This window comes from Galbibacter sp. L-19, assembly GCF_056857615.1.
On sequence record NZ_JBSXNL010000072.1, the window covers coordinates 50,461 to 63,249 of the forward strand.

The 12,789-nt window shown below is 32.0% G+C and carries 9 protein-coding genes; 5 read left to right on the forward strand and 4 right to left on the reverse strand.

What is annotated here, in order from left to right; translation table 11 throughout:
• The 3 genes from AC13CQ_RS16300 to AC13CQ_RS16310 form a co-directional block, all read right to left on the reverse strand.
• Positions 1-1,140 carry a redoxin domain-containing protein gene (locus AC13CQ_RS16300; RefSeq protein ID WP_474507335.1) on the reverse strand — a complete coding sequence of 380 codons (1,140 nt, stop codon included), beginning with the start codon at positions 1,138-1,140 and terminating at the stop codon, positions 1-3.
• Between the two features lie 226 nt (positions 1,141-1,366).
• Entirely contained in the window at positions 1,367-2,536 is a 1,170-nt protein-coding gene (locus AC13CQ_RS16305; protein ID WP_008611690.1) for a S41 family peptidase, read from the reverse strand.
• 444 nt (positions 2,537-2,980) lie between these two features.
• On the reverse strand, positions 2,981-3,709 hold the full coding sequence (locus tag AC13CQ_RS16310) for a TerB family tellurite resistance protein (protein WP_474507062.1): 729 nt from the start codon (positions 3,707-3,709) through the stop codon (positions 2,981-2,983).
• Between the two features lie 273 nt (positions 3,710-3,982).
• Between AC13CQ_RS16310 and AC13CQ_RS16315 the strand changes: the two genes are divergently transcribed.
• The 4 genes from AC13CQ_RS16315 (at position 3,983) to AC13CQ_RS16330 (ending at position 6,471) form a co-directional block, all read left to right on the forward strand.
• On the forward strand, positions 3,983-4,393 hold the full coding sequence (locus tag AC13CQ_RS16315) for a BrxA/BrxB family bacilliredoxin (protein ID WP_008611692.1): 411 nt from the start codon (positions 3,983-3,985) through the stop codon (positions 4,391-4,393).
• A gap of 48 nt (positions 4,394-4,441) precedes the next feature.
• Complete coding sequence (locus AC13CQ_RS16320; RefSeq protein WP_474507630.1) at positions 4,442-4,921, forward strand: arsenate-mycothiol transferase ArsC; 480 nt, start codon at positions 4,442-4,444, stop codon at positions 4,919-4,921.
• A 143-nt stretch (positions 4,922-5,064) separates the two neighbouring features.
• A complete protein-coding gene (locus tag AC13CQ_RS16325; RefSeq protein ID WP_474507060.1) occupies positions 5,065-5,799 on the forward strand; it encodes a lysophospholipid acyltransferase family protein in 735 nt (244 codons plus the stop codon).
• A 15-nt stretch (positions 5,800-5,814) separates the two neighbouring features.
• Complete coding sequence (locus tag AC13CQ_RS16330; protein ID WP_008611695.1) at positions 5,815-6,471, forward strand: HD domain-containing protein; 657 nt, start codon at positions 5,815-5,817, stop codon at positions 6,469-6,471.
• On the opposite strand, the gene AC13CQ_RS16335 is transcribed toward AC13CQ_RS16330, so the two are convergent.
• On the reverse strand, positions 6,468-9,356 hold the full coding sequence (locus tag AC13CQ_RS16335; RefSeq protein WP_474507059.1) for a triple tyrosine motif-containing protein: 2,889 nt from the start codon (positions 9,354-9,356) through the stop codon (positions 6,468-6,470). The two genes, AC13CQ_RS16330 and AC13CQ_RS16335, sit on opposite strands and share 4 nt — an antisense overlap.
• Before the next feature lie 317 nt (positions 9,357-9,673).
• Between AC13CQ_RS16335 and AC13CQ_RS16340 the strand changes: the two genes are divergently transcribed.
• Positions 9,674-12,778 carry a SusC/RagA family TonB-linked outer membrane protein gene (locus AC13CQ_RS16340; protein ID WP_474507058.1) on the forward strand — a complete coding sequence of 1,035 codons (3,105 nt, stop codon included), beginning with the start codon at positions 9,674-9,676 and terminating at the stop codon, positions 12,776-12,778.
• Positions 12,779-12,789 lie beyond the last annotated feature (11 nt).

A 12,789-nucleotide genomic window follows, 5' to 3' on the forward strand; every position in this document is an offset into this window, starting at 1 on the left:
TTAATTTCCATTTTTTACTTGCATTTTAATTTCATCTATCAATTCATCATTATAACCATCCCATTTTTCTACAACTGTTCCATTCTGATCAAATAAATAGTATGTTGGTGTTCCATAAACATGATATTTTGTATAGACATTACTATACCTCCCATTTTTGGCATATAAGCTATTCCATGTTAGGTTATTAGATTTGTATTTATCAATCCAATCCTTTTTGTCATTATCAATGTTTACCGTTATAATTTCTAAACTATCACTTTGTTCTTTTGAAAGTTTTTTGATTTCTGGGAGCGCTTTGAAGCACCAGCCGCAATAATTAGAAGAGAATTCTAAAAGAACATATTTATTTTTGAAAAAATCTGAAAAAGGAACTTGTTTTCCATTCTGATTCTCTGCAGTGAAATCATAAAATTTATCTCCTTTTTCTAACGGTTTGTTTTCTAAATAGGTTTTTAAGACTTTGACATATTTTGAGTTTTTATAATCAGAAGTAAGTTTTGCGATTTGATTTTCTATAAATTTTTTAGAATAATAAGTCTTATAAGTAATAAGCTCTGTAAGAGCATAATCTGAATTTATATTATCCTCGATAAATTTCTTCCTTATTTGATCTGTTTGGTTGTCAATTTTGGTAATAATCCCGTTTTCTCTCGACCAATATGCATTTTGTAAACTATCATTCCATTTTCCTTCTTGTCTTAAGGTAAACATTTTTTGTAATTTTTTGTTTCGCTCTTTATTCAAAGCCCGAGTTTGACTATCAAGGATAGATTTATATTTTTGATATTTTGAACCAGTTATAGTTAAGGCATCTGGAAAATCTTTCTTACTACCAGAAATTTTCACATCTTCATTACCAATAAAAATAAAGGTGCTGCTAAAGTCGTTTGAATTTGACTTAATTTGAATATTGATAGTAGTAGGGGATTCTGCTATAAATCCTATAGAAGTAAACTGATTTTCTCTTAATGTTGTTGAGTCTAGAACCTTACCTGTACTTGTATCTGTGATTTTTACTTTTGAATTTTCTGGAAAACCTTCAAGCTTAGCTGAAATTTTAAAACTATCGTTAGATTTTTGGCAAGATGTAAAGAAAATTATGAGGCTTGAAATTGTTAAGAAAAGAATTTTTTTCATTTTAAATCGGATGGTTTTTTGTATTGTGAATTTTTCAAATAAAACAGTAATATTCCGTGGAACTTGAATTACTTATCAAATCAGAAAAAATCTAAAAGAGGAAATTACATATAATTTCTTTCTCAATTAAGTGTTTTTAAAGATATTAAAATTGAAGAAGAACAATAACTTATGAGAAACTAAGCTTAGTCTTTATATAGTATCTTGTTCACGCTGGCTACGGTTGTTATTTTGCAATTTCTTCTTTTACTATTTGATCTATCCAGTCCGATTTGTTGTCTAATTCAAAATTGGGTTTTATTCCAATATTTTCATATCTGCCATACTTACCAGAACGTTTTGTAGATAACACAACGTTATATTTTAAACAATTTGTTTTAGCTGAAAATGAATTATTTCCATATCCATATGCAACCATTCCTCTTGAATTTTCTCCTGCTATAATAGTTCTTTTGTCTTCTTTTAAAGCCAAGGTGGCTAATTCTGCAGAGCTCCCAGTTTTGAAATTTATTAAAACGTATATTTTTCGGATTGTTTTGTTTCTTTTTAAGGATTTAATTAATGGTTTTAGTTGATTTATAGAGCCGCCACCATTGTTTCTTAAATCAATTATAAGATTTTCTCTAGTTAATTTTTCTAAGTTATTTTCGTAAAAAGTAGCAGCTTCTTTCATTAAACTACTAGTTCTTCTTAAAGTCTTGATTCCAACGTAATCAAAGGAAGAGTTTATTGATTTATAGGTAAAATTATCTTTAAAATTCTTGTTGAAAAAGTAATTATTACTCTTGTTCCAAAACGTTGAATGAATTCTGCCATTTAAGATTTCAATGTTTTTTTGATAGAATAACAAGCCATTTTGAAAATATTCGAAAATCTCGAAATTATTATTGGCTGTTTTTTCAATTCGGAGTCTTATTTTTCCTTTTTTCCACTCCTTTGAATCCGACTTTAGTGTAATTCCATACCAAATAGTATCATTTTCTTTTTGCACTAAAACTTTATCACTTCCAGCATAATAAATCCCCGAAACTTGATCTGTACTTTTTAGTGTAGTATCGATTTCTTTTGAATACGTAGGTACATTTTCAGTAATATTATCTGGGATGAAATAAACCTGATTATGTTTGTCCTCAATAAAGGAAATATACTTTTGTAAATAGCCAACACAAAAGAACTTACTCAAACTATCGTTTGCTATTTCGCGTTTAATTTCTTCTTTCCATACATTGAAATCCGATTCTCTAGCTTCTTTTTTAATTTGTGTTTTATAACTTTTGGAGTTTTTAATAAGCTTGGACATGGTGTCAAGTTCATCAATGCAATTACAATCTTGCCCTTGACTGTAAACTAGACTTATTATAAGGAATAATAAAAGTGGTAAATTCTTTTTAATCATATAAGTGTTTTCAAAATTTTTCTGATAGGGGTTAACATTTAAGAGCAGACTTAATTACGAGTTTAAGCATCTAATTTAGCAAATAGTTATAGAATAGAAAATTAGAGTTATGAATGAAGGTATGAGAGAAGAGGTAGCAGAGAAAAGATAACAGATAAAAGATTTTAAAGTAGTTTGTAAGGTTGAAAGTTTGTAAAGTAGAAAGGATAAGGAGTGCGAAGTCTGTAGTAAAAAGTTATGCTGTTATAAAGAAAAAAACTACTAATTGAGCACATCCGACTCCCGACTTCGGTCTTCTGACTTTTTCACATCATCAAATTGACAGATTCATAACTTTGCGCCTCTGTCCCTCTGCCACTTTGCCCCTTTGCATCTTTGAGCTTAAAGTTTGTAAAGTAAAAAGTTAATGAGTTAAGAAAAATAAATTTTTCAACAATTAACTACCTAAATCCCCCTTTCTTTCTGAATCTGCTCATAAGCACGTTGTACTTCTTTGAACTTTTCTTCGGCACCTTTTTTAATAGCTTGGTCGTTGCTTCGAACTTTGTCTGGATGGTATTTTTTTACCATTTGTCGGTAGGCAGATTTTACATCTGCATCGCTAGCATTTGGACTAACTTCTAGGATTTTATAGGCATTATCTGCCGCTTCTATAAACATTGCCATAATACTTTCAAAATCGCGATAATGGACTTTTAAATAACCAGCAATTTCTCTAATTTTTAAAGTTTCAGATTGCGTTACTGCACCGTCTGCTTTAGCAATTCCGAAGAGAAAATGAATTAATTGTACGCGAGTTTCGTAACGAGTACGTTGGTTGAGGTATGCACAAATACGTTCCGCAGAAATCTCTTTTTTTTTAACTACTTCATTAAAAGTTCTAAAAACAGCATTGGCTTTATCTTTTCCGTAGGTGGTAACAAAATAAGAACGCACATATTGCAGTTCATTTTCATTTACTTTGCCATCGGCTTTAATTACAATAGAACACAGCGAGAGTAAATTAAGTTCAAAATCGGCCGGAGAAACTTCTTTTCTATCATTAAAAACAGTTTCTACATTAATGCCTCCATTTTTAAAACTGTCAATTACACTTCCTATAATAAAACCAATAATAGCTCCAGGGAATCTCAAAAAAAAGTATCCGCCAAAGGCAAGAATCCATTTAAACATATGTTGTTTTTTGTCTTAATTATCAATAAATACACAGAGGTATTTAATAGAAAGTTCAAATATAAGTTTAATTTGTTTTTAAGTAAAGAATCGGCTTTGTAGTTTGAAGAATTAAGCAGTTTCCTTCGAATTTTTTAAGTGGATACCTCAAGATAGTAGATTGTAATTGTAAGTAAATTCCTTTTTTACTGAATGGGGCGCAAAGTGTATGTTTTTATTTATCTTTGCGACAAAGAATTATAACTGAAATAAAAATTTAAAAATATAGCGATTATGTATCCAGCAGAATTAGTAAAACCAATGAAAGAAGACCTAGTTGTAGCAGGTTTTGAAGAGTTGCACACTCCTGCAGATGTAGATGCTGCCATGGACAAAAAGGGGACTACACTTGTTGTAGTAAATTCGGTTTGTGGTTGTGCGGCTGCCAATGCAAGACCAGGTGCTAAAATGAGTTTGAAAAATGCTAAAACTCCAGATAATTTATATACTGTTTTTGCAGGTTTTGATAAAGAAGCAACAGATCAAGCAAGAGGTTATATGTTACCATTTCCTCCGTCTTCACCATGTATGGCGTTGTTTAAAGATGGAGAATTAGTGCATATGTTAGAAAGACACCATATTGAAGGGCGTCCTGCAGAAATTATTGCAGACAATCTTACAGAAGCGTATAATGAGCACTGCTAAATTATAGCAAATGTTTTAAGTAATTTAAGACTTTAAAAGACCACGTTTATGCGTGGTTTTTTTATTTTTGCTGAACACTTTAAGCCTAATGTTGTGGAAAAAAGAATACTGTTTCTATGTACAGGAAATTACTATCGGAGTAGGTTTGCAGAAATTCTATTTAACTATTTAGCGGAAAAACAAGAATTGCCTTACAAAGCGTTCTCTAAAGGCTTACGTTTATCAAAACGAAATAAAGGGCCACTTTCTGTGTATACTGAAGATTATTTAACTACTCTTGATATAAATATATCGGGATATCTTAAAATGCCAATTCCAGTTTCAAGTGATGATTTTGAGTATTACCACCAAATTATTGCAATGGATGAAAAAGAACATCGTGCTTTAATGAAAACGTATTTTCCGGCAGCGGAGGATAACATAGAGTATTGGTCGTTTGCCGACGATTATATAGAAGCTCCAGCGCAAGTATTGCCAAAATTAGAAGGAAAAGTTCGTAATTTTGTAGCGCATTTAAAAAAAGAATAGTTGAGGTTTTACAACTCGGATAGCGTATAATTAATTTAAGACTGTATTGAAGTTGTAACATAGTATATCAAGCAAAATTTTATAATATATTCTCGAGATTCTTCGGGAACTTAGTGAAAGAATAATTATTTCTGAAAATTAGAATGAGAAAGATTTTAGCATATCCACTTACAGTTATCTATTTTATTTTCTTCGGACTTATATTGGTGATTTTTCATCCAATCCAATGGTTTTGTTTTAATGTTTTTGGATACCAAGCCCATAAAAAAAGCGTTGATGCCCTCAATTTCTGTTTAACATATTCGCTCTTGCTTTTAGGAAATAGAGTGAGCTTTAGAAATAAGTATAAAATAGCTACCGATAAACCTTGTATTGTTGTTGCCAATCATCAAAGTATGTACGATATATCTCCTATTATTTGGAATATGCGTAATCATCACCCAAAGTTTATCAGTAAAAAAGAACTAGGGAAAGGGATTCCTAGTATTTCATATAATTTGAGACATGGTGGTTCTGCTTTAATCGACAGAAAAGATAGAGATCAAGCCTTAAAAGCCATTATTAACCTTGCTAATTACGCAAAGGAGAATAACCGTTCGGTAGTTATATTTCCTGAAGGAACCCGTAGTAGAGATGGGAAGCCTAAGCCTTTTCAAACGGGCGGATTAAAAATATTATTGAAAAAACTACCCGATGCTCAAGTCGTGCCTATTTCTATAAATAATTCATGGAAAACCCTTCGTTATGGAAAATTCCCAATGGGGATAGGGGCGCATTTAACTTTTGATGTGCATGAGCCAATGGGAGCTAGAGACCTTCCGTTGGAAGAACTTATCGCTAAAATAGAAACCACAATTAGTAGTAATATTAATTATTAATTAGGAACTCGTTTAATGAAAAATACCGATGTAATAGAGCAGACTATTGCTTTTGTAAAAGAAACCTTGAAAGATGCTGAAGGCGGACACGATTGGTTTCATATTCAAAGAGTTTTTAAAAATTCACTTTTAATAGCTAAAGATGAGACTAAGGCAGATCCTCTAGTGGTGGGGCTTGGTGCTTTATTGCACGACATTGCCGATGCTAAATTTTACAATGGGGATGAAACAGTAGGGCCTAAAATAGCAAGTACATTCTTGAAAAGTATTAATGTGGAGGAAGCTATAATTGAACATGTAATTAATATTATCGAAAATATATCTTTTAAGGGAGGTAATTTTGAGCAGAAATTTAACTCTTTGGAGTTAGATATTGTCCAAGATGCAGATAGATTGGATGCTATAGGTGCTATTGGTATTGCCAGATGTTTTAACTATGGAGGATTTAAAAACCGTAAACTATATGATCCTGCCATTCCTCCAAAGCTGAATATGACTAGAGAGGAGTACAAAAAAAATGACGCTCCAACGATTAACCATTTCTATGAAAAGCTTTTATTGCTAAAGGATAAAATGAATACCAAATCGGGAAAAAAATTAGCTCAAAAGCGCCATGACTACATGGAAACGTTTTTAAAGCAATTTTACGATGAAGTAAATGGTGTTGTTTAGTCTAGCTCCTTCAAAAAGTCGTGTAAATTTTCCTCTGTGTTAAGGTTTAATTTTTTTCGTAGTCTATAGCGCAAGGTTTCTACCCCTCGAATGGAGATGTTAAGCAGCGGAGAAATTTCTTTGTTGGTTAAATCCATTTTTATAAAAGCACATAAACGTTGGTCTTTTTTTGATAACTTCGGATTTATATCTTTTAGCTTTTCAAAAAACTGATGGTGTATTTTTTCAAAGTTAACATCGAAAACTTCCATGTATTCTTCCCCAATTTTATGTTGATGTAATTTTCTAAATATATCAGAAATCTTATCTTTTGAGAGTTGTGTTTTTACAAGTTGGCGTAGTTCTTTTAAATCGCTTTGAAGCTCTTGAACAATGTCTTTTTTGTTTACTAATTGCATTGTATAATTAACCAATTCTTTGCTTTTGGTAATTACATCTTTTTCTAATATTTTTTTGTCTTCTTCTACTCTTTCTTTGTCGTGCTTTAATTTTAATCGCTCTATTTCTAGTTCAAGTAATTTTTTTGCTTTTAAGTTTTCTGCTTGAATCTTCAAATTCTCTTTTTCAAGATTCTTTTTAATTAATAAATAACCTATCCAAAGTGTAACTATAAGAGAAAGTATAATTAAAATTTTAAAAAATGCAGTTTGATACCATTTTGGAGTTACTACAAATGCAAAAGATGCAATTTTTCCTTTTACACCTTTTAAATCTCTGCTTCTAACATTAAAATTATACTTACCAGGTTGTAAATGCGAGTATTCTTTAAAATTGGTTTCTGTCCATTCAGACCAGCCTAAATTAAGGCCTTCTAATTGGTATTGATATTCTATCTCGCTTCCCGAAATTAAATTGGGAGCGGCAAAGTCAATTCTGATAACATCGGTAGCATTTGGTAATTTATTTGTTCCCTTCTTATTTAATGGGATCTGTTGTTTTTGTTGTCCTTGAAACATACTTACTTGGGTAATTTCAGTTTGTTCTTCTACATTGTTATTGTCTTTTAAATCAAACAAATAAACTCCGTCTGTAGTTCCAATTAATACTTTATTGTTAGGGACGGGTAAAATACTTTCCATTCCTCTATTTAACTGCCCTTTTGCTTTTAAAAAAGGACGATTTTTTAGTGTAGGAATTGAGTCGCTATTTATAAAATAAGAAATTTCATTATCTTGAACAGCCCACGTAGTATCCTTTTTCTGAAGGATTTTACGGGTGTTTTTTGTTCGGTCAAAAACAGAATTTAATCTTTCGTAGGGTTTAAAAGTATTGTTGGTGTTATTGTATCTGTAAATTCCAGTATTACTGGTAAAAACTATTTCTCCCTCCCATTTAAAAACATTAATATTGAAAGGCGATTCAAAGCCATTGGTGTCTGTGTAATGATCTATTGAAAAAACATGATTATAATTATCATTAATTTTTATTTTGAAGACTCCTTTGTAGCCATGACATACCCAAAAAGTGTTGGATTCTTCTGATGCTATAATGTCTCGTGTAGACTCTTTAAAACCATCTATTTTATTTACCAGTTTAAATTCGTCTCCCTCTTTTTTTATCAAAAATAAACCGGCATAACCGCATGCCAGAAGTTGGTTTTCTTTGTTAGGAATTGCTAAGATTTTCCATGTTCCAAAAGTAGTTATTCGTTTTGCTTCTCCCTCTTTTAGATGGTATAAGCCTTTGTGGTGTGCAAGGAGTAGATTTCCTTTATATTCGTTTAAAGCCCATGCTTGGCCTTGAAGTCCTTCGATTAATTTAAATGAAATTTTAGTAGGATTTTCAGCTTTAAAATCAGAAACATACACCCCTTTATTGGTGGCAACATATAGTTTTTTATTGAATAATTTAAGGTCGTATACTTTAGAAGATTCAAAGAATTTATAAGAATTTGTATCGTAATTAATATAATCTAAGCCATTATAAAGCATTACCCATAAACCATTTTTAACTGGTAGAAAATCCAACACAGATGGATTTTGAATTTGGTTAAAAGCTTCGGGGCTTTCAACTAGTTTCCCATTAGAATTGAGCATTTTTATTTTAGAACCTAAAGTTCCAATTAAATAATTGTTGTCTTTTTGAACAGTGCTTACTACTTGATCTTCATGCCCATCAGTAAAAATATCTTCCCATAAAATAACTTCATTGGTTTTAAGGTTTCCTTTAAAAACTTCTCCATTTTCTAAAACGATAAATAGTTCATTTGGATTTTTTGTAGGAAGAATACCTTTAATGGCTATATTTTTTAGTTTTTCTGTTTGTAGAACTAGCGTAAGCTCGTCTGCTTTTGGATTGAAGCTTAAAATTCCAACCTTCATATCCTGTACGTAATAAGTGTTATTTAATATTGTTGCGTACATGAAATCTGTGGTTGATGGAATAATAGTTTTCCTGTTTTCATTAATCACAATGAGTTCTTTATAAAACCTCATTATTATAGTGTTGTCTATTTCATGTGCCTGTTCAAGATTTTCTAATTCTTTCCCTTCTAAGTTGAGCTTTTTTATAAATGAATTGTAATGATAATTACCAACGCTATCCTTTTTTATAGTTCCAAATTCGTTAAAACCACCTGCATATATAGTTCCGTCGGTAGCGGCTAAAAGAGAGCGTACAGAAGAGCTATTTGGAAGTTTAATTTTTTTCCAATTTTCTCCATCATATATTAGAACTCCGTCGTTATTCCCAAAGTAAAGTACCCCATCATTACCTATACAAGAGGACCAAAATTCGGTATCCCCCTTAAAGTCATTTCTAGTGTAATGAACTACTTCAGGTTGATTGGAAATTTCATTAAATATTTCTGAAAAATTAGACTGACAAATCCCATTATAAGCAAAAAGGAGTGTCAGAAATTGAAAATATAGTATGCGTAACTTCATTTTAACATTAAATAAAGCGCAAATTAACATTGATATTTTCAGAAAAGCCAATTAAAAGTTAAAAAATGTGAATTCTTAATTCATTTTATATCAGCTTATTATTTTTTTTGACGTGGTTATTGCGTAGTTGATTTTTTGATTGACGTAATTAAAGCGTATTGCGATATTCAAACAACACATTATCAAATTCTAATTTAGAACCCTTAGAAATTATGCCGAAATCGTTTTCGACCATGCCTATTTTATCAATATGATAATTGAAGTGTTAAAAATGATGATGGCAACAAGTAAACTAACTCATTTAATTCTAACTATTTATGAAGATTAACAAGTATTTATGGTTGTTCTTTATGTTTACGGCAACACTACTAGTTGCGCAGACTAAAGATATAACCGGAACAGTGACTGAAGAAGGTGGCGTTCCGCTACCTGGAGCTAATGTAATGGTAGAAAATTCCTCTAAAGTTACCATAACAGACTTTGATGGAAACTATTCAATTAAAGCTGAAGAAGGAGATGTTTTGACATTTTCTTATATAGGATATTTAACTAAAAGTATAACGGTAGGAGCAAATAGCACTATTAATGTTTCTTTAGCTACAGATACACAAGCTCTTGACGAGGTAGTAGTTGTTGGTTATGGTACGCAAAAGAAAAGCGTAGTAACGGGAGCAATTTCTAGTGTAAAAGCAGAAGATTTACAAAGTATGCCAATTAATGATGTTGGAGACGCACTTCAAGGAAGAACTTCTGGAGTTACTATGGCAGCAAGTAGTGGGCAACCTGGATCTGGATCTACTATACGTGTAAGGGGAATTACAAGTAGAGGAAACAGTGATCCTTTATGGGTTGTTGATGGTGTGGTTGTAGATAACGGCGGAATTAATTATTTAAATCCTTCGGATATAGAATCAATGGAGGTTTTAAAAGATGCTGCTTCTCAAGCTATTTATGGTGCAAGAGCTGCTGCAGGTGTTATTCTTGTAACTACTAAAAAAGGGAAACAAGGTAAAATGTCGGTGAGCTATAATGGTTATGCTGGGTTATCATCCCCTTCGCAAAAAGTAGATCTGACAAATGCATCGCAATATGCAATGTTGCAAAACGAAGCTTCTGTAAATGATGGAGGAAGTATTATATATTCTGATCCTTCAAGTTTAGGTAACGGAACAGATTGGCAAGATGAGATTTTTAATAAATCTGCTTTTAGACAGAATCAAGAAATAAGTATTAGTGGCGGAAATGAAGTATCTACTTTTTATGGTTCTTTTGGGTATTTAGATCAGGAAGGGATTGTAGCTTCAGATATTTCAAATTATGAGCGCTATAATGTAAGATTAAACTCAACTCATAATATTACAGATTGGTTAAGAGTAGGGGAGAATTTAGGATATTCTTATGAGAAAAGTGTAGGGCTTGGAAACACAAATAGCGAATTTGGAGGGCCGTTAAGTTCTGCATTAAACTTAGATCCTTTAACTCCTGTTGTTATTACAGATCCAAATGTGGCAAGTCAAGCGCCATATACAAATACTGGAGCTGTTAGAGATGCTAACGGTAACCCTTATGGAGTTTCGAGTTTGGTACAACAAGAAATGGCAAATCCATTAGCGTATATAAAAACTAGAGAAGGAAATTATGGTTTCTCTAATAATATTGTTGGGAATGCATTTTTAGAAGTAGAACCTATAGCTGGTTTAAAGTTTAGATCTAGTATTGGAACTAAGATGTCTTATTGGGGTGGAGAAAGTTTTACACCTATTTATTATTTAAATGCTTCTACAAATACAAACCAAACGAGCTTTAATAGAAATACAAGTAGTAAAATGGATTACAATATTGAAAATACTGTAATCTATACAAAAGATTTTGAAAACCATGGTTTTAGTATTCTTTTAGGGCAAGGAGCTTATAGAGATAGCTATAGTAAGAGTCTTGGTTTGACTAAATATGATATCCCTGTTGATAATTTTGATGATGGGTCTTTAAACTTTGGGGTTCCAATTTCTTCAACAGATCCTAGTGGTTCTGAAGGGACAGAACATAAAGTATCTTCTTTGTTTACCAGAGTTACTTACAATTACAAAGAGAAATATTTATTCAACGGAATTTTAAGACGTGATGGTTCTTCTAGATTTGGGGGGAATAATAAATATGGAGTTTTCCCATCAGTCTCTTTAGGTTGGGTGGTTTCAAAAGAAGGATTTTGGCCAGAGAATGAAGCTGTAAATACTTTAAAACTTAGAGGAGGATACGGTGTTGTAGGAAATGATAATATTGGAGACTTTGCTTACACATCTACTATTGGTTCAGGAAGAAACTATACTTTTGGAAGCGAATCTACAGATTATAGTCCAGGATATAGCCCGAATGCACCAGCAAACCCAGATCTAAAGTGGGAAGAAACGAGTCAGTTAAACATTGGTTTTGAAACACGTTTGTTTAGCAATTTTAGATTAGAATTCGATTGGTATAAAAAGGAAACTTCAGACATGCTTCAAAGACCATACATTCCATTATACGTAGGAGCTATAGAAAATCCTGCTAGAAATATCGGGACTATGGAAAACAGAGGTGTTGAATTGAATCTTGGTTATAATAAGGATTTTGGAGACTTCGGAATTTCTGTAAATGCAAATGCTTCTTACCTTGAAAATGAAGTTACTTATTTAGGAAATGAAAGTCATATTGATGAGGTTAGTTTTCAAGGGTTCGGAAATCAGTTAGTAACCAGAACAGAAGTAGGGAGACCTCTAAATTCATTCTACGGTTACCAAACTTTAGGGGTTTTTCAAAACCAACAAGAAATTGATGCGTATGTAGACGGGAATGGAAATGCTATACAGCCTAATGCGGCTCCTGGAGATTTTAAATGGCAAGATACCAATGGAGATGGAGTAATTGCTGAAGACGACCGAGTGCATATTGGAAATCCAACTCCAGATTGGTCTTATGGATTAACAATTAAATTGGATTATAAAAATATCGATTTTACAGTATTTGGTCAAGGAGTTGCTGGAAATCAAATATTCCAAGGATTGAGAAGATTGGATATTCCAAATGCTAATTACCAAGCATCTGCCTTAGGAAGATGGACAGGAGAGGGCTCTACAAATAGTCAGCCTCGTGTAACAAAAACAGATCCTAATGGAAACTTCTCTAGACCTTCAGATTATTACTTAGAAAATGGAGATTATTTTAGAATTAAAACCATGCAATTAGGATATACATTCTCTAATGAATTGGTGTCTAAACTTAAAATCCAACATTTAAGATTATACATTATGGGAGAAAACTTATTAACTTTTACAGATTATACAGGTTTCGACCCAGAAATTGGAGGAGGAGTATTTAGTGTAGATAGAGGTGTTTACCCTCAGGCGCGTTCATTCATGCTAGGAGCATCTATTAACTTCTTTTAAAAACAATACAA

Bases quoted from the DNA above. Each gene is read 5' to 3' on its own strand.
- AC13CQ_RS16300 (WP_474507335.1), bottom strand. From the start codon at position 1,140: ATGAAAAAAATTCTTTTCTTAACAATTTCAAGCCTCATAATTTTCTTT.
- AC13CQ_RS16305 (WP_008611690.1), bottom strand. From the start codon at position 2,536: ATGATTAAAAAGAATTTACCACTTTTATTATTCCTTATAATAAGTCTA.
- AC13CQ_RS16310 (WP_474507062.1), bottom strand. From the start codon at position 3,709: ATGTTTAAATGGATTCTTGCCTTTGGCGGATACTTTTTTTTGAGATTC.
- AC13CQ_RS16315 (WP_008611692.1), top strand. From the start codon at position 3,983: ATGTATCCAGCAGAATTAGTAAAACCAATGAAAGAAGACCTAGTTGTA.
- AC13CQ_RS16320 (WP_474507630.1), top strand. From the start codon at position 4,442: ATGCGTGGTTTTTTTATTTTTGCTGAACACTTTAAGCCTAATGTTGTG.
- AC13CQ_RS16325 (WP_474507060.1), top strand. From the start codon at position 5,065: ATGAGAAAGATTTTAGCATATCCACTTACAGTTATCTATTTTATTTTC.
- AC13CQ_RS16330 (WP_008611695.1), top strand. From the start codon at position 5,815: ATGAAAAATACCGATGTAATAGAGCAGACTATTGCTTTTGTAAAAGAA.
- AC13CQ_RS16335 (WP_474507059.1), bottom strand. From the start codon at position 9,356: ATGAAGTTACGCATACTATATTTTCAATTTCTGACACTCCTTTTTGCT.
- AC13CQ_RS16340 (WP_474507058.1), top strand. From the start codon at position 9,674: ATGAAGATTAACAAGTATTTATGGTTGTTCTTTATGTTTACGGCAACA.